Genomic DNA, 21,014 nt, shown 5'->3' on the forward strand with positions numbered 1-21,014 from the left:
ACCACAGGCCATGACCGATCTGCCCCCCGCCCACCGCATCCGCCGCGCCGGTCACGGCGGCGCGCTGGCCGACAGCGTGACGCTGGGCTACGATGCGCGCTTCCTGCGCCGCCGGATGCTGGATACCGCCAAGGGCGCCGCCTTCCTGGCCGACCTGCCCGAGACGACGAGCCTTGACGCGGGCGATGCCTTCGAACTGGACGACGGCCGCCTGATCGGCGTGATCGCCGCCGAGGAGCCGGTGCTGGAGGTGACGGGCGACCTTGCCCGCTTCGCCTGGCACATCGGCAACCGCCACACGCCCTGCCAGATCGAAGCGGGCCGCCTGCTGATCCGCGCCGACCATGTGCTGGCCGGGATGCTGGAGGGGTTGGGGGCGACCCTGCGCGCGACGGAAGAACCCTTCACCCCCGAGGGCGGCGCCTATGGCCACGGCCGCACCCTGGGCCACGACACCGGGCCGGGCGGGCACGGGCCGGGCGAGCCGGGGCACGATCACCCCCACCCGCATGTGCACCACCATGTCTCGCACACCACCGACGACGAACCCGAGGAGCCCCTGGCCGACGAGGGAGGCCCCGAGGTCTTTCGGTGACGGCGGCGCTGCTGAGCCTGGTGCAATGGCTCTCGCCCGCCTTTCCGGTGGGCTCGTTCGCCTATTCGCACGGGCTGGAACGGGCGATCGACGCGGGGCATGTGACCGATGCGGCCAGCCTGAGCCGCTGGCTGACGGACGTGCTGGCCGAGGGTGCGGGGCGGTCGGATGCGATCCTGCTGGCCCGCGCGCTGGATGGTGGCGACCCCGCGCCGCTGGCCGCACTGGCCGCGGCGCTGGCCCCGTCACGCGAACGCTGGGTCGAGACCACCGAACAGGGCGCGGCCTTCGCGCGCACCACCAATGCGCTGACCGGGCAGGACTGGCCGCCGATGCCGCTGCCGGTGGCCGTTGGCGTCGCCGCGCGCGGGCTGCAAGCGGCGCCGCCAGACGTGGTGGCGCTTTACCTGCACGCCTTCGCGGGCACGCTGGTGCAGGCGGCGGTGCGCTTCGTGCCGCTGGGCCAGACCGAGGGGCAGCAGGTGCTGGCGGGGTTGCACCCGCTGATCCTGCGGCTGGCGGCCCAGGCGGTCGAGGCGCCGTTGGAGGCGATCGGGTCGGGGGCCTTCGGCTCTGACCTCGCCGCGATGCAGCACGAGACGATGGAAACGAGGATCTTCCGGACATGACATCCCCCCACGGCCCGCTGCGCGTTGGCATCGGCGGCCCGGTTGGCGCGGGCAAGACGACGCTGACCGAGCATCTGTGCAGGGCTCTGCGCGACCGCTATTCGGTCGCCGTGATCACCAACGACATCTACACCCGCGAGGATGCCGAATACCTGATGCGCGTGCAGGCGCTGCCGATGGAGCGCATCCGGGGCGTGGAAACCGGCGGCTGCCCGCATACCGCGATCCGCGAGGATGCCTCGATCAACCTCGCCGCCGTCGCCGATCTGCGCCGGGCGTTCCCCGATCTGGACGTGATCCTGATCGAGTCGGGCGGCGACAATCTGGCGGCAACCTTCAGCCCGGAATTGGCGGATCTGACGATCTATGTCATCGACACCGCGGCGGGGCAGGACATTCCGCGCAAGAAGGGGCCGGGGGTCACGCGCTCCGACCTGCTGGTGGTGAACAAGATCGACCTTGCGCCCCATGTCGGGGTCGATCCGGTGCTGCTGGAATCCGACACCAGGGCGGCGCGGGGGGCGCGGCCCTATGTGATGGCCAACCTGCGGCAGGGGCGCGGCGTCGCCGAGGTGGTGGCGTTTGTGGAACGCGCGGGCGGGCTCTGATCAGGCGCGCGGCGCGGCGGGGGCGGGCAGTTCGGTGCCAAGCGCGTCGAGTTCTTCCTGCAGTTCCGCCAGCCGCCGCTTGAAGCGCGGCGCCGCCATCCGCCCCGACACGTTGCGGCACAAGAGCGCGGTCAGCAACGGGCGCCGCGCCGCATCCAGTTTCGTCAGCAGCGCCCGCAGGTAGGGCCCGTGATCGCGGCGCGCGCGCAGAAGCCGCCAGAAGGTCGCGGCGTTGAAGTCGCCCTTGCCGGCGGCCTCGATCACCGCCGACAGGATGCCGAGCTTGTCCAGTGTCGGCTCGATCAGCGCGCCAAGGTTGCGGCAGCGCAGCTTGGTCACGAAGGGCTTGGTGAACAGCGCCGCCTGCATCGCGTCCAGCGCCTCTTCGGGGTCGTAGATCACGAAGACCTCGCCCGCGCCCTCGATCATGTCGGGGGCGTAGCCGTAGCGGCTGGTGAAATCGAGACGCCGCATCGCCCTGTGGCGCTTGTCCCATTCGGTGATCATCGGATCGAGCGTGGCGGTGGGGCGAACGGCGATCACCGTCGCCCCCGGCGCGGTCACCGAAAAGGCCGCCGCCGCATAGGCGCCCATGTCCGAGCCGTAGAACACGACATGGTCGAAATCCTCGAAGAAGGCGTCATCCACCAGCCGGTCGAAATAGGCGAAGATGGCAGGGTCGCGATACCAGGTTTCCCCTTCGGCGATCAGGCACAGGTGCGACCAGCCGTGGGCACGGGCCTGGGCCAGTCCAGCGGGCAGCTTTTCGGAGGTGCGGGTGCGGATCGCCTCGACCGTTTCGAAGGTCACCAGCAGGGTGGGGGTTTCATCCGCGAAAAAGGCGCTGTGGTGCGCGCCGAGGCGCTGAAAATAGCCGAGCTCCTCGCCGATCTCCTCGATCCGCTCGAACCAGGCATCCCGCGTGGTGGTCTCGGCCGCGTCCGCTGTCCGCAGGTCTTCATCCATGATCGTGCCTATGCCTTCTCCCACCGAGGGCAGGATGCCAGTGTGCGATGGCAGGACTTTGCGGGCAATGGGGCAATGCTGCGGAATGGTCCCCGCAACCGTCAACAGTCGGGCGCGACTGTTGCGCCAGTGTCGGGTGTTCGCCGCGCATGGGCGAGGATCAGCGCCGCTTCGGCCCGGCTGAGCACCCGCGTCGGCGAGGCCATCATCAGCCGCCCGAACAGCGCGCGCCAGGGCTCTTCAGTCATCAGGGCGGCAAAACGGGCGCGGCGCCAGGCGACGGCGGCGCGGTGCAGCGGCCCCAGCACCGGGTCGGTGTGCAACGCGGCAAGGATCGCGGCGCGGGCCGGGGCGAGGGCGTCGATGGCGCCGTCCTCAACCGCGCAGAAGTTGCGTTCGACCCAGTAGGCCATGTCGAAGGCGCCCGCCTCGCGGTTGGCGCGGCCGCGATCGGCCTTGACGACATAGCTTTCCATCGCGCCCAAGGCGTAGTGGTTGAGCTGCACGAGGCCGTAATTGTCCTGCCCGAAGTCGGAGAACACGCGGGCGGTGTGGAACTGCGGGCCCAGGCGACGACCCGAGCCATCGAACCAGACCTGATCCGCCAGCCGCTCGGGGTCGGGGCTGCGCGGGCGGTGCACGCCCAGCTTGCGGTAGCTGCCGTCGTTGCGAAACAGCGTCTTGAACATCGCGGCGCGCCAGGGCCATTCCAGCACCGCGGGCGCCGCGCGGCGGAAGGTTTCGCTGACCGGGCGATCCTCGTAGGCGACCACGCCGTCATTGCCGAAGAACCGCCAGGTCAGGGTGATGGCCGTGGCCTCGGGCAGCGCGGCCAGCAGCGCCGGGATGGTGTGATCGCCGGCGTGGATGGTGACGAATTCGTCGACGTCGCAGACCAGCACCCAGTCGGCCGCTGCCACCAGCGGATGCCGGTCGGCGGCCTTCAGTGCCGCCCATTGCGGGCCTTCGGGCGCGGGTCCGGGGTTGGGCTGATGCGTCAGCCAGCCCATCGCCGCCAACCGGTCCAGCATCGCGTCGGTGCCGTCGGTGCAGTCATTGGTGAAGACCAGCAGGTCGGTGATACCCGCAGCGCGATGGTGCGCCAGCCATTCGAGCAGGAAGGCGCCCTCGTTCTTCATCGTGGTGACGGCCAGCACGCGCATGGCGCCACCCTGCCCGGCGGCGGCGGGGCGCGCAAGGGCCAGCCGAGGGGACGGTGAACGGGGGGGAGATCCCCGCTTGCGCGGGCATGACGCGGGCCTCAGCGGCGCGCGAGACCGGCGGTCAGCGCGCCCATGCCGATCAGCGCGGTGCCGCCCGCCCGGTTCATCCAGCGCAGCACGGCGGGGCGGCGGATGCGGGCGCGCAGCCGGTCGGCCAGCAGCGCGTAGAGCAGCGCGTTCAGCGTGGCGAGGGTGACAAAGGTGGCGATCAGGGTGGCGAACTGCGGCGCCAGCGGTGCAGCGGGACGCAGGAACTGCGGCACGAAGGCGATGAAGAAGGCGATGGATTTCGGGTTCAGCGCGGTGACGGTGGCGGCATGGGCAAAGACGGCGCGCGCGGCTTTCGGTTCCGGTGTGGCGATGTCGTCAAGCCTGGGGGTGGAGCGCAGAAGCCGGATGCCCATCCAGACCAGATAGGCCGCGCCGATCCATTTCAGCGCGGTGAACAGCTTGGCCGAGGCCAGCACCACCGCGCCGAGGCCGAGAAGCGAGGCGCTCATCGCGATGAAATCCCCCAGCGCCACACCCAGCGCCATCGCCAGCGCGACGCGGCGTCCCTGCGTCAGCGAATAGGAAATGACCAGCAGGATCGTCGGCCCCGGCAGCATCAGCAGGACCGTGGCGGCGGCGACGAAAGCGAGCCAGAGCTGGAACGACATGGGGACTCCTTGACAGGAGCCGAGCGAGCCATGCCGCCCGGCGCCTGTCAAGCGTTCAGAAGAACGCCTGCAACCCGGTGATCGCGCGGCCCAGGATCAGCGCGTGCACGTCATGCGTGCCCTCGTAGGTGTTCACCGTCTCCAGGTTCGCCATGTGGCGGAACACCGGGAAGGCGTCGGAAATGCCGTTGCCGCCGTGCATGTCGCGCGCCATCCGCGCGATGTCCAGCGCCTTGCCGCAGTTGTTGCGCTTCATCAGGCTGATCATCTCTGGCGCGGCCTTCGCCTCGTCCATCAGGCGGCCGACGCGCAGGGCGCCTTGCAGGCCCAGCGTGATTTCGGTCATCATGTCGGCCAGTTTCTTCTGGAAAAGCTGGGTCTGCGCCAAGGGTTTGCCGAACTGCCTGCGGTCCAGCCCGTATTGCCGCGCCGCGTGCCAGCAGGCCTCGGCCGCGCCCATCACGCCCCAACTGATGCCGTAGCGCGCGCGGTTCAGGCAGCCGAACGGCCCCTTCAGCCCCTCGACGCCGGGCAGCAGCGCATCCTCGCCGACCTCGACATCCTGCATCACGATCTCGCCGGTGATCGAGGCGCGCAGGCTGAGCTTGCCGGCGATCTTCGGCGCGGACAGGCCCGCCATGCCCTTTTCCAGCACGAAGCCCTTGATCTTGCCGCCATGCGCGTCTGACTTCGCCCAGATCACGAAGACATCGGCGATCGGCGCGTTGGAAATCCACATTTTCGAGCCGGTCAGCCGGTAGCCATCGGCGGTCTTCACCGCTCTGGTCTTCATCCCCGCCGGGTCGGACCCGGCATCCGGTTCGGTCAGCCCGAAGCAGCCGATCAGGGTGCCCGCGGCAAGGCCCGGCAGGTATTTCTGGCGCTGCGCCTCGGTGCCGTAAGCGTAGATCGGATACATCACGAGGCTCGATTGCACCGACATCATGCTGCGGTAGCCCGAATCGACCCGTTCGACCTCGCGCGCGATCAGGCCGTAGGCGACGTAAGAGGCGCCAAGCCCGCCGTATTCCTCGGGCACCGTGACGCCCAGCAGGCCCATTGCGCCCATCTCGGCGAAGATCGCGGGGTCGGTCGCCTCGTCGCGGTAGGCCTGGGTGACGCGGGGCTGCAATTTCTCGGACGCATAGGCGCGGGCGCCGTCGCGCAGCATGCGTTCTTCCTCCGACAACTGGTCATCGAGGTGGAAGGCGTCATCCCAGTGGAAGCGACCGAGGTCGGGGGCATCCTTGGGCTTCAGCTTCGGCATCGCGGTCATGGCATCCTCCGGCAGGGCAGGCGCGCGGGGCGCGCGGATCGGCATCAGATATTGCACGAAACCGCCCGTGGGGCTATCGAAACACTCTCGGGACTTCATGAGGAAAGCTCATGGCTTTTGCGCGTCGCTATCTGCCCTCGATCGCCTCGCTGCTGGCGCTGGAGGCGGTGGACCGGCTGGGCACCGCCTCGGCGGCGGCGACCGAACTGGCGCTAACGCAGGGCGCGATCAGCCGCCAGTTGCAGGTGCTGGAGGATCAGCTTGGCCTGCCGCTGCTGGTGCGCGAACGCCAGCGCCTGCGCCTGACCCCCGCCGCGCAGGACTATGTGCGCGAGGTGCGCCGGGCGCTGGGCCTGCTGTCGTCGGCCTCGCTGACGCTGCGCGCCAACCCGACCGGGGGCAGCCTCAACCTGGCGATCCTGCCCGCCTTCGGGATGCACTGGCTGGCGCCGCGGCTGTCGCGCTTCGGGCAGGCGCATCCCGAAGTGACGGTGAACCTGTCCACCCGGCTGCGCCCCTTCGACTTTGCCGCCACTGGCTTTGATGCCGCGATCCATTATGGGCGGCAGGATTGGCCGGGGGTGGACTACCTGAAACTCATGGATGAGGAGATCCTGGCGGTGGGCGCGCCCGCGCTGCTGCCGCGCCCGCTGCTGCGGCCCGAGGATGTGCTGGCCCTGCCGCTGCTGCAACTGGAAAGCCGCACGGGCGACTGGGGGCGCTGGCTGGCGCATCACGGCGTGACGGGGCAGCGGCCGGGGGGGATGCTGTTCGACCAGTTCGCCACCATGATGCAGGGCGCGATCCACGGGCTCGGGCTCGCCCTGTTGCCGCTCTTTCTGATCGGGCGCGAACTGGCCGACGGCCGTCTGGTTCCGGCGTTCGGGGGGCCGGTGCGCGCGCTGGGCAGCTATTATCTCGTCTGGCCGAAGGATCGCCCGGCCCGCGCGCCGCTCGCCTCGTTCCGCCGCTGGGCCGAAACCGAGGCCGGTCAAGTGGGACCATGAGGTGCCTTGACGCGCGCCTGCCCGCCGCCCAGCATCCGCCGCGGGAGGAGCCACCTTTGACCGAGAAGATCGCATCCATCGACGCCGTGCAGGCCATGCTTGCGGGCCAGAACTACGTCTGCGGGCGCGCGCTGGCGACCGTGGTGTTCCTCGCGCTGCGGCTGGGGCGGCCGCTCTTTCTCGAAGGCGAGGCGGGCGTCGGCAAGACCGAGATCGCCAAGGCAATCGCCGCGGGCCTCGGGCGGCGGCTGATCCGGTTGCAGTGCTACGAGGGGCTCGATGCCTCGTCGGCGGTCTATGAATGGAACTTCGCCGCGCAGATGATCGCCATCCGCACCGCCGAGGCGGGCGGCGGCGCCGATCGCGACCTGCTCAAGACCGAGCTGTTCTCCGACGAATACCTGATCGCCCGCCCGCTGCTGGAAGCGATGCGCCCGCAGATCGGCGGCCCACCCGTGCTGCTGATCGACGAGCTGGACCGCACCGACGAGCCGTTCGAGGCCTTCCTGCTGGAGGCGCTGTCGGAGTTTCAGGTCACCATCCCGGAACTGGGCACGATTCGCGCGGAAGAACCGCCGATCGTCATCCTGACCTCCAACCGCACGCGCGAGGTGCATGACGCGCTGAAACGCCGCTGCCTTTACCACTGGGTCGATTACCCCAGCTTCGAGCGCGAGATCGAGATCCTGCACGCCCGCGCCCCCGAGGCCGCCGAAACCCTCAGCCGCGAGGTGGTGGCCTTCGTCCAGCGGCTGCGCGGCGAAGACCTGTTCAAACGCCCCGGCGTGGCGGAAACCATCGACTGGGCCAAGTGCCTGCTGGCGCTCGACGTGATCGACCTCAGCCCCGAGGTGATCGCCGACACCCTGGGTGCGATCCTGAAATACCAGGATGACATCCAGCGCATCCAGGGCTCCGAGGCGAAACGCCTGCTGGACGAGGTCCGCAAGGGTCTGGCCCCGACATGACCGACCCGCTGACCCTCCACCTGCGCATCCTGCGCCCGGCGCCGGGCATCCTCGCCTTCTACGATGGACGGGTCGAGGGGTACCGCTTCGCGCCCGGCCCGAACTGGGTCGATGACGGCGCGCTGTCGCTCGGCATCGCGTCCTACGCGATCCTGTCGGGCGATCACGCGCTGGTCTACGACACCCACGTCTCGCGCGCCCATGCCGCGGCGATCCGCGCCGCGCTGGCGGCCGAGGGGGCGCGGCGCTTCACCGTGGTGCTCAGCCACTGGCACCTCGACCATGTTGCGGGCACGGCGGAATTCGCCGATTGCGAGGTGATCGCCAACACCCGCACGGCGGCCCACCTCGCCGCCCGCAAGTCCGCCATCGAGGCGGGCACCGATCACGGGCTCCCCGCCATCGACCCGCTGATCCTGCCCAGCCGCACGTTCGACGACACTCTGACGCTCGACATCGGCGGCCGCGAGGTGCGCCTGATCACCGCCAACATCCACAGCGATGACGCCACCGTCCTGTGGCTGCCGGACGCGGGCCTCCTGCTGGCGGGGGACACGGTCGAGGATACCGTGACTTACGTCGGCGACCCCGAAGCTTTCGCCACTCACCTGACCGGTCTCGCCCGCCTTGCCGCGCTTTCCCCGCGCGCGGTCCTGCCCAACCACGGCGCGCCCGACCGCATCGCGGCGGGCGGCTACGGCCCCGACCTGATCGACGCAACCGCCGGTTACATCCGCTGGCTGATGCACCTGCGCGACGACCCCGCGCCCGCCGACCTGCCGCTGACCACCGTCATCGCCGCCCCGCTTGCCGCCGGAACCCTGGGCTATTTCGCCCCCTACGAGGCGATCCACCAGCAGAACGTCGCCCGCGTCCTCGCGCTGGGGAAGGGCAGCAATGCCTGACGTCAGCCCCGATCTTCTGTTCCCAAGTATCCCGGGGGCGCGGGGGCAGCGCCCCCGCCGGGTGCGCCATGGCTGACCTTCCCGACCTCGCGCTGCCCGAGGATGGCAAGCTCACGCACAACATCACCCATTTTGCCCGCGCGCTGCGCCGGGCGGGCCTGCCGATCGGCCCCGGCCGGGTGATCGACGCGATTCGCGCCGTCGAGGCGGCCGGGTTTTCCGAGCGCACCGATTTCTACTGGACCCTGCACGCCTGCTTTGTCAGCCGTCCCGAACATCGGCTGGTCTTCGCGCAGGTGTTTCGGCTTTACTGGCGCGACCCGCAGTATCTCGAACACATGATGAGCCTGATGCTGCCCGCCGTGCGGGGCGTGCACGACGAACGCGTCGCCGCCGCCGCCGAAAAGCGCGCGGCCGAGGCGCTCTTGGATGGCGCGCAGCGCGACGTGCCCGCCCCCGCGAAGGCCCCGGAGGAGGACGCCGAGTTCGAGATCGACGCCTCGCTGACCGCCTCGGGCGACGAACGGTTGAAGACCCTCGACTTCGAGCAGATGTCGGTGGCCGAGATGGCCGCCGCGCGCCGGATGCTGGCCCGCCTCACCCTGCCGGTCAAGCCGCTGGTGTCGCGCCGCACCGCCGCCGCCGCGCGGGGCCGTCTGCCCGACTGGCGCGCCACCTTCCGCGCAGCCCTGCGGCGCGGTGGTGAAGTGCAGGATTTTGCGCAGAAAAATCGCCGCATCCGCTGGCCGAACCTGATCGTGCTGTGCGACATCTCGGGCAGCATGTCGGCCTATTCGCGCGTCGTGTTGCACTTCGTCCACGCCGTGGCGAACCAGAAGGGCGCGGGCTGGGCGCGCGTTCATGCCTTCACCTTCGGCACCCGCCTGACCAACATCACCCGCCACATGGCCGCGCGCGATGTCGACGCGGCCCTCGCCGGGGCCGGGGCCGAGGCGCAGGACTGGGAGGGCGGCACCCGCATCGGTGCCTGCCTGCACGTCTTCAACCGCGACTGGTCGCGCCGGGTGATGGGGCAGGGGGCGGTCGTGCTCTTGATCACCGACGGGCTTGATCGCGACGATCCCGCCCCGCTCGCGCGTGAGATGGAGCGGTTGCGCCTGTCCGCCCGCCGCCTGATCTGGATCAATCCGCTGTTGCGCTGGGACGGTTTCGCACCGAAGGCGCGCGGCATCGCGGCGATGCTGCCGCATGTCGATTGCTTTCGCGCCGGGCACACCATCGCCGCGCTGGAAGACCTCGCCGCGGCGATCGGGAACGCCTCCGACGCAGGCGAGAAGGCGCGACTGATGGCCGCGCTTCGGGGCTGACGCGCGGCATTCCATCGCCACCCGAGTTAATCTGGATCAAGGCGCGGCGCGTTGGGCGGTATAGTCTGACATCGTGTGCCGCTTCCGCGACTTCCCTTCGTGGAAGGTGGCGCGCCCGGGGTTCGGGCGTTGCCTTGTGCCCGGTCGAGGGGGCGTCGCGGAATTTCCCGCCGCGGCGTCTCCCGACTCCCGGGGTGCGATCAGCGGCGATATTCCGCCTTTCACGCGGGGTTGAAGGGCCGCTTTCCTTTCCCCGGGTGAAACTTGCAGGCGGGGTATACTATATAGAAAGCAGAGGTTGGCGGCATTCGTCGTCGGCCAGTTTGGAGTCGCCATGTCTCGTCCGCATCGCCATCTTGCTGCATCCCTTGTCGTTGCCATCGCATTCACGCCGGTCGGGCCGCTCCCGGTGCTGGCCGAATCCCAACACGATTGCACGCCCGGTTCGCCGGGGTGCCCGCTTACGATTCTGCCCCCGCCCGGGAAGCCGCAGCCGAGCACCCACGGCAGTGGCAACACGGGTGGGCAGGGCAACACCGGCAACGGCAACAAGAATGGCGGTCAGGGCAACACCTTCGTGCCGCTGAAACCGCAGGGCAACACCGGCAACGGCAACACCGGCAACGGCAACACCGGCAACGGCAACAAGAATGGCGGCCAGGGCAACACCTTCGTGCCGCTGAAGCCGCAGGGCAACAAAGGCAACGTCGGCAACAACGACCACAATACCGGCCAGGGCAACCAGTTTCACCCGCTCCCCGGCGCGGGTCAGGGCAACACCTTCGTGCCGCTGAAGCCGCAGGGCAACAACGGCAACGGCAACGGCAACAACAATACCGGCCAGGGCAACCAGTTCCACCCGAAACCCGGCGCGGGTCAGGGCAACACGTTTGTCCCGCTCCAGCCGCAGGGCAACAACGACCACAATACCGGGCAGGGCAACCAGTTCCACCCGCTACCTGGCGCAGGTCAGGGCAACACCTTCGTGCCGCTGAAGCCGCACGGCAACACCGGCTACGGCAACAACAATGGCGGGCAGGGCCAGCAATTCGGCAACGGACAGGGCAATGGCCAGGGTCGGCCCATTCTGCCGTTCAACAACGGGCGCCCGCCGATGGCGGCCGACCGCGGCGCGAATGATTTCCGCCCCGGCAACCGCACGCACGAGTGGCATTTCGGTCAGGGCGATGGGCCGCGCAGCCGCGACAACAACTGGAACCGCCATTGGGATCGCAGCCAGGGCATGAGCGATTTCGAGCAATTCGGCCTGATCGCGCTTGGCGCGGTGGCGATCGGCGCGCTGCTGTCGAATGGCGACACCGTCATGTCGAACTCGGGCGACCGCGTCATCTACCGCGATACCTACGGCAATTACGGCGTCTATCATGATGATGACGTGCTGATCCGGCGGCCCGGCGACACCATCACGACGCAGACCTTCGATGACGGCTCGGTGGCGACCCGCATCGTGCAGGCGGACGGCTCGATCATCCTGACGGTGCGCGACGCCAACGGCCGCGTGGTGCGCCGGACGGTGACCTACCCCAACGGGCGCGAGGTGCTGCTGTTCGACGACACCCGTGTGCTGCCGCCGCCGATCGTGGCGCAACTGCCGCCCGAGTCGCCGGTCGACGTGCTCTACACGATGCAGACCGGCCCGGACCTGTTGCGCGCGGCCTTCCTCACCACGCCGCTGCAGTCTGCAAACCGGTTCTTCAATCTGTCGCAGATCCGCGACATCCCGCAGGTGCGCTACCTCGCCCCCGAGGTCGAGTTGACCACGCTCGCCTTCCCCTCGGGCTCGTCCGCGGTCAGCCCGGATCAGGCGCAGACCCTGGCCGTGCTCGGCCATGTGATGGCCGACATGATCGCGCAGAACCCCGCCGAGGTCTTCCTGATCGAGGGCCACAGCGACGCGGTGGGCGACCCGGCGATGAACCTCGCTCTGTCGGATGCACGGGCCCAGACCACGGCGATGGCGCTGACCGAATACTTCGGCGTGCCGCCGCAGAACCTGATCACCCAGGGCTACGGCGAAAGCGACATGAAGAACCCGACGCAGGGCCCTGACGATGCCAACCGCCGCATCGTGGTGCGCCGGATCACCGGGCTGCTGCCGGTGGCCGGGCAGTAACGCGCGACTTGCGACTTTAGCCCAGCCCCGCCGTGCCGGGGCTGGCGCTGGCCCCGGCACGGCGCCATAATCAAGCCATGACCGATCCAGCCCTGCAGCATGACCAGATCCCGGAAATCGCCCTCGCCTGGCTGCGCGAGGGGCGGGGTGCCGCCCTTGCGACGGTGGTGGAAACCTGGGGCAGCGCGCCGCGACAGGCGGGCAGCCAACTGGCGATTTCGGGCGACGCGCAGATCATGGGCTCGGTCTCGGGCGGCTGCGTCGAGGGGGCCGTGGTGGCCGAGGCGCTGGACGCGCTGGCCGACGGCAAGCCGCGCCTGCTGACCTTCGGCGTCTCCGACAACGAGGCCTTCGCCGTGGGTCTTGCCTGTGGCGGCACGATCCGCGTGCTGGTCGAACCGATCGGCCCCGCCCTGCCGCTACCGCTGCTGGAGGCGCTGGTCGCCGCCCGCGCCGCGCGCCGGGCGGTGGCCTATGTGGTCAACACCGCAAGCCGGGAAAACCGGCTGACCGATGGCGCGGGCGATCCGCTGGAACCCGCGATCCGCGCCCGGCTCCGGGCCGACAAATCGGGGATGGAAGAGGGCGACTGGTTCGTCGCCATTCACAACCCGCCCCTGCGGATGATCGTCGTCGGCGCCGTCCACATCGCCCAACCGCTGTTGCAGATGGCGCGCCTGACCGGCTACGACCCGCTGCTGATCGACCCTCGCGAGGCGTTCGGCGCCGCCGCCCGCTTTCCCGGCGAAGTGATCTCGCACGACTGGCCGGACGAGGCGATGGCGGCGCACGGCCTTGACGCCCGCACCGCCGTGGTGACGCTGACCCATGACGCCAAGCTCGACGACCCGGCGATCCGCGCCGCGCTGCGTTCGCCGGTGTTCTACCTCGGCTGCCTCGGGTCCAGCCGCACTCATGCCAAGCGGGTGGAGCGGTTGACGGCGGCGGGCTACACACCCGAGGAAATCGCCCGTATCCATGCCCCCGTCGGTCTGGACATCGGCGCCAAGAGCCCGGCCGAGATCGCGGTCGCGATCCTCGCCCAGATCACCGAAACCCTGCGAAAGGGCTAGGCGATGCAGTTCGGCCCGGTGCCGCTTGATCAGGCCGAGGGCGCGATCCTTGCCCATTCGCGCATGCTGGACGGGCGCAAGCTGTCAAAGGGGCAGCGCCTGAGCGCCGCCGACATCGCGGCCCTCGCCGCCGAGGGGGTGGAACTTCTGATCGTCGCGCGCATAGCACCCGGCGACGTGGGCGAGGATGCCGCCGCCGCCCGCCTTGCCGCCGCGCTGGTGCCGGATGAGGCCGCCGCCGGGCTGGCCCGCACCGTCCCCTTCACCGGCCGGGTGAACCTCAAGGCCACCGGGCCGGGGCTGGTCGAGCTTGACGCTGCCGCGATCCTTGCGCTGAACCGGATCGACCCGGCGATCACGCTCGCCACGCTGGCGCCGCTGACGCGGGTGGCGCAGGGCACGCTGGTCGGCACCGTCAAGATCATCGCCTACGCGGTGGACGCCGCCCGGCTTGCCGCCGCCGAAGCGGCCGCGCGTGGCGCGCTGCGCGTCCGCCCGGTGCTGCACCGCACCGCGGGCCTGCTGCTGACCGAGGTGCCGGGGCAGCCCCCCAAGCTCAACGCCAAGGCGCGCGAGGTCACCGCGCGGCGCCTCCGCGCCTTGGGGATGGAGCTTGCGGGCGTCACCGCCGTCCCGCATGACGCTGCGGCCATCGCCGCCGCGCTGCCCGCGCTGCCGGGCGGGATCGTGCTGATCCTGACCGGCTCGGCCACCTCCGATCTGCACGACACCGGCCCCGAGGGGCTGCGCGCGGCGGGCGGCACGGTCACCCGCTTCGGCATCCCGGTCGATCCCGGCAACCTGCTATTTCTCGGCCAGCTTGGCGCGCGCCCGGTGATCGGGCTGCCCGGCTGCGCCCGCTCGCCCGCCCTGAATGGCGCCGACTGGGTGCTGGAACGCCTCGCCTGCGGCATCGAGGTCACCGCCGACGACCTGTCCGCGATGGGCGTCGGCGGGCTCTTGAAGGAAATCCCGATCCGCCCGCAACCGCGCGAGCGCGACGGCTGAGGCCCCCCCATTCGCATTGGCAAAGATATCCTCGGGGGGAGGCCGCAGGCCGTGGGGGCAGACAGCCCCCCGCCGCACCGCACCCCCGCCAAAGCAAAAGGCCCCCCGAAGCGGAGAGCCTTCCCTGGTCGTCCCGAAGCGGTCAGCTTACTTCGGGCCGATCATCATCACCATCTGGCGGCCTTCCAGCCGCGGCATGTTCTCGACCTTGCCAAGCTCGGCCACATCGTCGGCCACCCGGTTCAAGAGTTCGAGGCCAAGCTGCTGGTGCGCCATCTCGCGGCCGCGGAAGCGCAGCGTGACCTTCACCTTGTCGCCGCCTTCGAGGAATTTCACCACCGACCGCATCTTGACCTCGTAGTCATGAATGTCGGTGCCGGGGCGGAACTTGATTTCCTTGATCTCGATGATGTGCTGCTTCTTGCGCGCTTCGGCCTCGCGCTTCTGCTGCTCGTACTTGAACTTGCCGAAGTCCATGATCTTGCAGACCGGCGGTTCCGCGTTCGGCGAAATCTCGACCAAATCAAGCCCGGCCTCCTCGGCCATCATCATCGCACGCGAGGGGGTGACAACGCCCACATTCTCGCCGTCGGCGCCGATCAGGCGGATTTCGGGCGAGCGGATACGGTCGTTCACGCGGGGGCCCGTGTCGCGTTGCGGCGGGGCATTGTGGGGTCTGCGAGCTATGGCGGCAATCCTTGCGCTGTTTCGGACGATGGAGCGCAAAATAGACTTGCCGCGCCGGGGTTTCAACCGGATTCCCCACGGCGCGCAGGTTCCGGCACACACATGTGGTTTTGCGACGCTTCCCATGGGCCCGCGGCTCTGCCACAAGGGGCATGGGGAGCCCTCCATGGCGGTTCTGGAGACCGGAATGCAAAGACCCGTGCTGGTTGCCGCGGTCATCATCCTTGTTGCGGCGGGCTGCGTGCTCTTGCTGGGGTTGCTTGGCCCCGGCGCCGTGATGCCGCCGCGCGAGTCGGTCGCGGCCGCTGCCAATCCGGTTCCCGCGCTGTCCTGGTCGGCGGCCGATCTGACGCGCGACCAGATCATGGCGCGCATCGCCGATGCCGACGTGTCCGAGCCGGACCGGGTGCAGCTGATGGCGGCCTTCACCCAGTCGAAGGGCGACGGGGTGGCGATGCAATCGGTGCTCGACAGGTTGAAGCTGGCGCTTGATGCCGCGAAGAAGAAGAACTGACGGCTCAGATTCCCTCGCCGACGAAGGCCTTTTCGACGACGTATTCCTGGGGTTCGCTGTTGGCGCCCTCGCGCAGGCCGAAGCCTTCCAGCACCGCCTTCACATCGACGTTGAAGGCCAGACTGCCGCAGACCATCGCGCGGTCGTGGCCCGCGTCCATCGACGGAATGCCGAGGTCGGCGAAGACCTTGCCGGAGGTCAGGTTGTCGGTGATGCGGCCCATCAGCGGGCTCTCTTCCCGCGTCGTCGTCGGGTAATAGCGCAGCTTTTCGCTGGCCATCTCGCCGATCAGCGGGTCGTCCTTCAGCGCGGCGACCAGTTGGCGGCCGTATTCCAGTTCTTCGATGGTGCGGCAGGTGTGCATCATCACCACCTCGTCATAGCGCTCGTAGGTGTCGGGGTCGCGCATCAGGCTGGCGAAGGGGGCGATGCCGGTGCCGGTGGCGAGGAACCAGAGCCGGTGGCCGGGCAGCAGCGCGTCGAGCACCAGCGTGCCGACGGGTTTGGGCCGCAGGATGATCTGGTCGCCGACCTGAATGTGCTGCAGGCGGCTGGTCAGCGGCCCATCGGGCACCTTGATCGAGTAGAACTCCAGTTCCTCGTCCCAGGCGGGCGAGGCGATGGAATAGGCGCGCAGCAGCGGTTTGCCCCTGTCGTCCAACAAGCCGATCATCACGAATTCGCCCGAGCGGAAGCGCAGGCTGCGCGGCCGCGTCACCCGGAAGGAAAACAGCCGGTCCGTCCAGTGCCGGACGGCGGTCACGGTCTGCGCGTCGGGCAGGGTCTTGACGGGGGTCGCGGGGGTGTCGGTCACGTTGCTCTGTTCGGTCATGCGGGTTGCGGGGACGCGCGCGTCCCCGCCCTCTCTAATCCGTGATGATGGGCTGGGAAAGCCGGGAATCAGGCGCGTAGCCGCGACTGATAGTCATGGGCCCGCCAGTCGGCGCGGAATTTCCACTGTTCGATCGGCTGCCGGGCGGCAAGGTCGTCGGAGATTTCCACCTCATCGAAGCCGGCGCGCCGCGCCATCGTGTACTGGTCGGCGATGACATGGCCCGCCGCGCGCAGGCGCCCGGTGTAGCCCATCAGTCGCAACCGCCGCGCCAGCGTGAAGCCGCGCCCGTCGGAAAAGCTGGGGAAGGCGATGCGGATCAATTCCACGCCGTCGAGGTGACCGGTCAGCGCCGAGACATCGGCCGTCGGGGGCAGGTCGAGCGCGCGCGCGCCGGAGGAGACCCCCGCCTGCGCGGGGGTGGCGGTTCCGGTGAAGGTGTCGGGGCCGAAGCCGGTGTCGGTGACGATCACGGTCATGCCGCGGACTCCTGGGTGCCGTTGCCGCGCACGAGGCGACCGTTGATGAAATGGATGCCGCATTCTTCCTTGTCGCGGCCGCGCCAGCGCCCGGCGCGCGGGTCTTCGCCGGGCTTCACCGCCGTCGTGCAGGGCAGGCAGCCGATCGAGGGATAGCCGCGCGACACCAGCGGATGCCTGGGCAGGCGGTTTTCCACCATGTAATCCTCGATGTCGTGGCGGTCCCAGTGCGCCAGCGGGTTGATCTTGATCCGGCCGTTGCCTTCGACCTCGAAGAAGTCGATCTCGGCGCGGGTCTGGCCCTGATAGCGCTTGCGCCCGTTGATCCAGGCGTCGACGCCACGCAGCGCACGCTCCAGCGGTTCGGTCTTGCGCAGGGCGCAGCAGCCGTCGGGGTCGACCTGATGCAACAGGTTGTCGACGTCGCGCGCCAGCACCGCCACCGGATCGGGGCGGATCGTGCGCACTTCAGCCAGCCCCAGTTTCTCGGACAGCTCGATCTGGTAGGCGAGGGTTTCGGGAAACAGCATCCGCGTGTCGATGAACACCACCGGCACGGTGCGGTCGATCACCGAAACGAGGTGCAGCAGCACCACCGATTCAGCCCCGAAGGAAGATACCATCGCCACCCGGCCCACCAGCGGATCGGCCAGCGCGTGTTGCAGCACCGTCGTTGCCGCGTGGTGACGATAGCGCGCGTTCAGTTCCTTCACCCGGTCCTCGACCGGGGGCAGCGCGGATTCAAGCGGCATCGCGGTCTCTTTCGTCGGGGTAGAGGGCGGCCTTGAACGGTGCGGCGCCAAGGCGGCGGAAGGCCATCAGGAACGTTTCGGACGGTTCGAGGCGAAGGTTCAGGTAGGCGCGGATCAGTCGTTCCAGCGCGGGCACGACCTCGTCATAGGCGAAGCCCGGCCCGGCCTTCTCGCCGATCGCGGCGGTCTCGGTCGCATCGCCGCCGAGCGTGATCTGGTAGTTCTCCACCCCCGCGCGGTCGAGGCCGAGGATGCCGATGTGGCCGACGTGGTGATGCCCGCAGGCGTTGATGCAGCCCGAGATCTTGATCTTCATCGGGCCGACCTCGTGTTCGAGGTCAAGCTCCTGAAACCGAAGCGCGATGGCCTGAGCCACCGGGATCGAGCGCGCGGTGGCGAGGCTGCAATAATCCATGCCGGGGCAGGCGATGATGTCCGAGATCAGGCCGATGTTCGCCGTCGCCAGCCCGGCCTTGCGCAGGATCGCGTGAACCGTCGGCAGGTCGCCCTTGTGGACATGCGGCAGGATCACGTTCTGCTCGTGGCTGATGCGCAACTCGTCGTGGCCGAAGAATTGCGCAACATCGGCCAGCACCCGCATCTGGTCCGACGTGGCATCGCCCGGTGTCGCGCCGTGCGCCTTCAGGCTGACCTGCACGATGGCGTAGTCAGGGTTGCGGTGGGCCACGAGGTTGGTGTCGGCCCACGCCCGGTAGGCGGGGTCGAGCGCCAGCGCCGCCTCATGCGCGGGTGTCGGCGCGGTCTTGAACACGGGCCGCGAGAAAGCCGCGCGGATCTCGGCCAGCAGCCGCTGGTCGGTGCCGTCATAGGCGACGCGCAGTTCGGCAAAGCGTTCCTCGATCATCCGCGTCAGTTCGGCCGCGCCGGTTTCGTGCAGCGTGATCTTGATGCGCGCCTTGTACTTGTTGTCGCGCCGACCGAGCAGGTTGTAGACGCTCAGCACCGCTTCGACGTAGGGCAGCAGGTCGGCTTGCGGCAGGAAGGCGCGCACCGTGTGGCCGATCAGCGGCGTCCGGCCAAGGCCGCCGCCCACGATCACCTCGAAGCCGGCCTCGCCCGCCTCGCTGCGGATCATCCGCAGCCCGATGTCATGCGCCCGCGTCACGGCGCGGTCGTTGGGGCTGCCGGTGATGGCGATCTTGAACTTGCGCGGCAGGAACTGAAACTCGGGGTGGTCGGTCGACCATTGCCGCAACAGTTCCGCGATCGGGCGCGGATCGTCGATCTCGTCCGCCGCGGCGCCGGCGAAATGGTCGGCGGTGACGTTGCGGATCGTGTTGCCGCTGGTCTGGATCGCGTGCATCTGCACATCGGCCAGCGCGGCCAGCATGGCGGGCACGTCCGACAGTTTCGGCCAGTTGTACTGGATGTTCTGCCGGGTGGTGAAGTGGCCGTAACCCTTGTCCCAGGTGTCGGCGATGCAGGCGAGTTGCCGCATCTGGCGGCTGTTGAGCGAGCCATAGGGGATCGCCACCCGCAGCATGTAGGCGTGCAGTTGCAGGTAAAGTCCGTTCATCAGGCGCAGCGGGCGAAATTCATCCTCGGTCAGGCTGCCATCGACGCGGCGGGCGACCTGCTGGCTGAACTGCGCCACCCGCTCGCGCACGAAGCCCTCGTCGAAATCGGTGTACTTATACATGGGACGGGTCTTCCTGCTTGCCGTGCCGGTAGTTCGAGGGGCCGCGGGTGCGGAACGCCTCGCGGAAATGCGAGGGCTCCGGCCCATTCGGCCCGGCCTTCGCCTCGGCCAGATAGGCGCCCACGACGACCTGCCGCTGCGATTGCGCGGTCAGCAGGCGCATCTGGGCGTGCGCCTCGTCCTCGATCAGTTCGGCCTCGGAATGTGCCCGCGACCAGCGGTCATCGGCGGTGAGGAAGACCACGTCGCCCTCCAGCAGCGCGTTGGCGGTGACGACTTTCGGGGTGAAGCGTTGGCTCATGACAGGGCCTCCTTCAATTCGGTCAGGTGCGCCTCTGCGGCGCGGGCCGCGAGGCCGTAAAGCAGCACGGCGGGGCCATCGAGGGTGGCGACCGCCTCGGGCAGGGCGATCAGCGTGGTCTCCAGCACCCGCTGATCGGGGCGCGAGGCGTTTTCCACCACCGTCACCGGGGTTTCCGCCTTCGCCCCGTGCATCATCAGCCGCCCTTGCAGGAACCGCGCGGCGCGTTTGCCCATGTAGATCGCGGCGACCGAACCGTCGCGGGCCAGACCGCGCCAGTCCTGTTCGGCGAAGCCCTGCACGTCGTGCCCGGTCAGGAACCGCAGCGAGGCGTTGCGGCCGCGTTTCGTCAGGCTTTGCCCGACCGCAGCCGCCGCCGCCGAGGCGGCGGTGATGCCGGGCACGATCGCCCAGTCGATGCCCGCTTCCTCCAGCGCGTCGATTTCCTCATCCAGCCGCCCGTAGATGGCGGGATCGCCCGACTTCAGCCGCACGACATGGGCACCGCGCGCGGCATGAGTGACGATCAGCGCATTGATCTCGGCCTGCGGCGTCGAGGGGCCGAAGCCCTCTTTCCCGGCGTCGATGATCAGCGCCTCGCGGCGGGCAAGTTCGAGGATCGCGGGCGCGACCAGCCGGTCGTGGATCACCACATCGGCCCGGTCGAGCGCGCGGCGCGCCTTCAGCGTCAGCAGGTCCGGATCGCCCGGCCCGGCACCGACCAGATCGACGCGGCCGTGCGCGGGTTCCGCTGTCAGATGCCGGTTCAGCAAGGCGTCAAGCGCCGCTTCCACCGCTGCGGTGCCGCCTGCGGCATGGGCGCGCGGGCCGGTGGTGCCGTAGAACTCGGCCCAGAACGCACGCCGCGCCCGGCCCTGCGGCAGCGCCTCGGCGCGCGGCCGGAAGCCCTTGCCGATCCGGGCCAGAACGCCCAGCACCGGCGGCAGGCGTTCTTCCAACTCGGCCTTCAGCGCGCGGGCCAGCACCGGGGCGGCGCCCTCGGTGCCGATCGCCACCACTACCGGGTCACGATCGACGATGGCGGGGGTGAGGAAGTCGCTGTCGGCGAGGTTGTCGACGATGTTGACCAGCGCCCCTTCGGCCCGCGCGATCGCGGCGACGCGGGCATCTTCGGCGGCGTCCCCGGTGGCGGCATAGACCAGCGCGACGCCGTCGGCATCGCCCGCGGCCAACCCGCGCCGGATCAGCCGCAGCCGCCCGGCCGCCGCAAAGGCGTCGATCTCGGGCAGCGGGCTTTGCGCAAAGACCGTCAGCGCGGCGGGGGTCTTGAGCAGCAGCCGCAGTTTCGCCAGCGCCTCATCCGCCCCGCCGACCACGACGATGCGTCGCGCGGTCAGATTCAGGAAGATCGGGAAATGGTCCATTATCGGCGTCCGATGCTGTGTTTGC

At 69.3% G+C, this 21,014-nt stretch carries 22 protein-coding genes; 11 read left to right on the forward strand and 11 right to left on the reverse strand.

The features are described from left to right. The first annotated feature begins 10 nt into the window (after positions 1-10). The 3 genes from ureE to ureG are packed head-to-tail and all read left to right on the forward strand — an operon-like array spanning position 11 to position 1,832. Positions 11-595: an urease accessory protein UreE gene (gene ureE, locus AC11WY_RS07935; RefSeq protein ID WP_482924219.1), complete on the forward strand. Its 585-nt coding sequence runs from the start codon at positions 11-13 to the stop codon at positions 593-595. Further along, positions 592-1,224: an urease accessory protein UreF gene (locus tag AC11WY_RS07940; RefSeq protein ID WP_482924221.1), complete on the forward strand. Its 633-nt coding sequence runs from the start codon at positions 592-594 to the stop codon at positions 1,222-1,224. Before ureE ends, AC11WY_RS07940 begins: the two co-directional genes overlap by 4 nt. After that, a complete protein-coding gene (ureG, locus tag AC11WY_RS07945) occupies positions 1,221-1,832 on the forward strand; it encodes an urease accessory protein UreG (RefSeq protein ID WP_482924223.1) in 612 nt (203 codons plus the stop codon). Before AC11WY_RS07940 ends, ureG begins: the two co-directional genes overlap by 4 nt. On the opposite strand, the gene AC11WY_RS07950 is transcribed toward ureG, so the two are convergent. The 4 genes from AC11WY_RS07950 to AC11WY_RS07965 all read right to left on the reverse strand — a co-directional run bounded on the left by AC11WY_RS07950 (position 1,833) and on the right by AC11WY_RS07965 (position 5,947). After that, on the reverse strand, positions 1,833-2,798 hold the full coding sequence (locus AC11WY_RS07950; protein WP_482924225.1) for a phosphoadenosine phosphosulfate reductase: 966 nt from the start codon (positions 2,796-2,798) through the stop codon (positions 1,833-1,835). It lies immediately after the preceding gene. Positions 2,799-2,899: 101 nt separating this feature from the next. Next, positions 2,900-3,961, reverse strand: a complete 1,062-nt coding sequence (locus AC11WY_RS07955) for a glycosyltransferase family 2 protein (RefSeq protein ID WP_482924227.1) — start codon at positions 3,959-3,961, stop codon at positions 2,900-2,902. 98 nt (positions 3,962-4,059) lie between these two features. Next, positions 4,060-4,680, reverse strand: a complete 621-nt coding sequence (locus AC11WY_RS07960) for a LysE family translocator (protein WP_482924229.1) — start codon at positions 4,678-4,680, stop codon at positions 4,060-4,062. A 55-nt stretch (positions 4,681-4,735) separates the two neighbouring features. Continuing rightward, positions 4,736-5,947, reverse strand: coding sequence for an acyl-CoA dehydrogenase (locus tag AC11WY_RS07965; RefSeq protein ID WP_482924303.1), 1,212 nt, complete (start codon positions 5,945-5,947; stop codon positions 4,736-4,738). 119 nt (positions 5,948-6,066) lie between these two features. On the opposite strand from AC11WY_RS07965, the gene AC11WY_RS07970 reads away from it, so the two are divergent. The 7 genes from AC11WY_RS07970 to AC11WY_RS08000 all read left to right on the forward strand — a co-directional run bounded on the left by AC11WY_RS07970 (position 6,067) and on the right by AC11WY_RS08000 (position 14,379). Then, positions 6,067-6,963 (forward strand): LysR family transcriptional regulator, encoded by an 897-nt coding sequence (locus tag AC11WY_RS07970; RefSeq protein WP_482924231.1) that lies wholly within the window; start codon positions 6,067-6,069, stop codon positions 6,961-6,963. A gap of 95 nt (positions 6,964-7,058) precedes the next feature. Next, positions 7,059-7,931 (forward strand): AAA family ATPase, encoded by an 873-nt coding sequence (locus tag AC11WY_RS07975; protein WP_482924305.1) that lies wholly within the window; start codon positions 7,059-7,061, stop codon positions 7,929-7,931. Further along, positions 7,928-8,836 (forward strand): MBL fold metallo-hydrolase, encoded by a 909-nt coding sequence (locus tag AC11WY_RS07980; RefSeq protein ID WP_482924233.1) that lies wholly within the window; start codon positions 7,928-7,930, stop codon positions 8,834-8,836. Before AC11WY_RS07975 ends, AC11WY_RS07980 begins: the two co-directional genes overlap by 4 nt. A 68-nt stretch (positions 8,837-8,904) precedes the next feature. Further along, positions 8,905-10,164 carry a vWA domain-containing protein gene (locus AC11WY_RS07985; protein WP_482924234.1) on the forward strand — a complete coding sequence of 420 codons (1,260 nt, stop codon included), beginning with the start codon at positions 8,905-8,907 and terminating at the stop codon, positions 10,162-10,164. Positions 10,165-10,741: 577 nt separating this feature from the next. Then, positions 10,742-12,298 carry an OmpA family protein gene (locus AC11WY_RS07990; RefSeq protein WP_482924236.1) on the forward strand — a complete coding sequence of 519 codons (1,557 nt, stop codon included), beginning with the start codon at positions 10,742-10,744 and terminating at the stop codon, positions 12,296-12,298. A gap of 77 nt (positions 12,299-12,375) precedes the next feature. Then, positions 12,376-13,371: an XdhC family protein gene (locus AC11WY_RS07995; protein WP_482924238.1), complete on the forward strand. Its 996-nt coding sequence runs from the start codon at positions 12,376-12,378 to the stop codon at positions 13,369-13,371. A 3-nt stretch (positions 13,372-13,374) separates the two neighbouring features. Then, entirely contained in the window at positions 13,375-14,379 is a 1,005-nt protein-coding gene (locus AC11WY_RS08000) for a molybdopterin-binding domain-containing protein (protein WP_482924240.1), read from the forward strand. Between the two features lie 147 nt (positions 14,380-14,526). On the opposite strand, the gene infC is transcribed toward AC11WY_RS08000, so the two are convergent. Continuing rightward, the gene (gene infC, locus AC11WY_RS08005) at positions 14,527-15,015 is read right to left on the reverse strand and encodes a translation initiation factor IF-3 (RefSeq protein ID WP_482924242.1); all 489 of its coding nucleotides are present in this window, start codon (positions 15,013-15,015) and stop codon (positions 14,527-14,529) included. Between the two features lie 238 nt (positions 15,016-15,253). Between infC and AC11WY_RS08010 the strand changes: the two genes are divergently transcribed. Further along, a complete protein-coding gene (locus tag AC11WY_RS08010) occupies positions 15,254-15,580 on the forward strand; it encodes a hypothetical protein (protein ID WP_482924244.1) in 327 nt (108 codons plus the stop codon). A 4-nt stretch (positions 15,581-15,584) separates the two neighbouring features. Here the strand turns inward: AC11WY_RS08010 and AC11WY_RS08015 are convergent, their stop codons facing one another. From AC11WY_RS08015 to cysG, 6 genes are all read right to left on the reverse strand, one after another. Next, positions 15,585-16,412, reverse strand: a complete 828-nt coding sequence (locus AC11WY_RS08015; protein WP_482924246.1) for a ferredoxin--NADP reductase — start codon at positions 16,410-16,412, stop codon at positions 15,585-15,587. 68 nt (positions 16,413-16,480) lie between these two features. Beyond that, positions 16,481-16,891 (reverse strand): DUF934 domain-containing protein, encoded by a 411-nt coding sequence (locus tag AC11WY_RS08020; RefSeq protein WP_482924247.1) that lies wholly within the window; start codon positions 16,889-16,891, stop codon positions 16,481-16,483. Continuing rightward, positions 16,888-17,643 (reverse strand): phosphoadenylyl-sulfate reductase, encoded by a 756-nt coding sequence (locus AC11WY_RS08025; RefSeq protein ID WP_482924248.1) that lies wholly within the window; start codon positions 17,641-17,643, stop codon positions 16,888-16,890. The genes AC11WY_RS08020 and AC11WY_RS08025 overlap by 4 nt, the downstream gene beginning before the upstream one ends. Then, positions 17,633-19,303 carry a nitrite/sulfite reductase gene (locus AC11WY_RS08030; protein WP_482924249.1) on the reverse strand — a complete coding sequence of 557 codons (1,671 nt, stop codon included), beginning with the start codon at positions 19,301-19,303 and terminating at the stop codon, positions 17,633-17,635. Before AC11WY_RS08030 ends, AC11WY_RS08025 begins: the two co-directional genes overlap by 11 nt. Continuing rightward, a complete protein-coding gene (locus AC11WY_RS08035; RefSeq protein WP_482924250.1) occupies positions 19,296-19,604 on the reverse strand; it encodes a DUF2849 domain-containing protein in 309 nt (102 codons plus the stop codon). The genes AC11WY_RS08030 and AC11WY_RS08035 overlap by 8 nt, the downstream gene beginning before the upstream one ends. Further along, a complete protein-coding gene (cysG, locus tag AC11WY_RS08040; RefSeq protein ID WP_482924251.1) occupies positions 19,601-20,989 on the reverse strand; it encodes a siroheme synthase CysG in 1,389 nt (462 codons plus the stop codon). Before cysG ends, AC11WY_RS08035 begins: the two co-directional genes overlap by 4 nt. Positions 20,990-21,014 lie beyond the last annotated feature (25 nt).

The organism is Solirhodobacter sp., from assembly GCF_964715405.1.